1 protein-coding gene is annotated in these 760 nt (G+C 68.0%); it reads left to right on the forward strand.

Annotated elements, in window-relative coordinates:
* Positions 1 to 760: GGDEF domain-containing protein (locus MOV75_RS40435; RefSeq protein ID WP_247008435.1), on the forward strand; the 760-nt coding region annotated here is incomplete at both ends.

Below are 760 nucleotides of genomic sequence, written 5' to 3' on the forward strand. Positions count from 1 at the left end.
CTCGTGCTCGGCGCGCTCGCCTGGGTCGCCGCCGTCACGCTGCTCGATCCCGCGGCGTCCATGCTGCGCATGATCGCTGGTGCCGGCATTGTCTCGGTCTATGCGGCGCTGACCGCCAGCGAGCTCTGGACCGAGCGGCGCAAGAGCCTGCAGCGGCGCTGGCCGGCCTTCGCGATGCCGGTGATGCACGGCTGCGTGTTGATGCTGCCGATCCTGATCGGCAGCTTCCTGCGCCCGCACGATGCCGGCTTCTCGTCGAGCATCTGGGTCACGGTGTTTGCGGTCGAGCTCATCCTCTATGCCGTCGGCACCGTTTTCGTGATCTTCATGCTGGTGTCGGAGCGCACCGTGACCGCGCATCGGACCGCGGCGTCGACCGATCCGCTGACCGGCATGCTCAACCGGCGCGGCTTCTCGGAGGCCTGCTCGCGCGTGATCGAGCGCGAGGCAAAGGGCGGACGTCCCGTGACCGTGATGATCTTCGACATCGACCACTTCAAGTCGATCAACGACCGCTTCGGCCATCCTGCCGGCGACGAGATGCTGAAGCTGTTCTCGACCGTCGTGGTCAGCAACCTACGCATCACCGACCTGTCGGGCCGCATCGGCGGCGAGGAATTCGCAGCGCTGCTGCCTTGCTCGCTGGAGGAGGGCGTGCTGGTCGCCGAGCGCGTGCGTGAGGCGTTCGAGACCTCCGGCGTCGTGGTCGATGAGGGCCCGGTCGACACCACCGTCAGCATCGGCGTCGCCGGCGGCCCCG

The sequence above is a fragment of the Bradyrhizobium sp. PRIMUS42 genome (assembly GCF_023006515.1).
Taxonomy (GTDB): domain Bacteria; phylum Pseudomonadota; class Alphaproteobacteria; order Rhizobiales; family Xanthobacteraceae; genus Bradyrhizobium.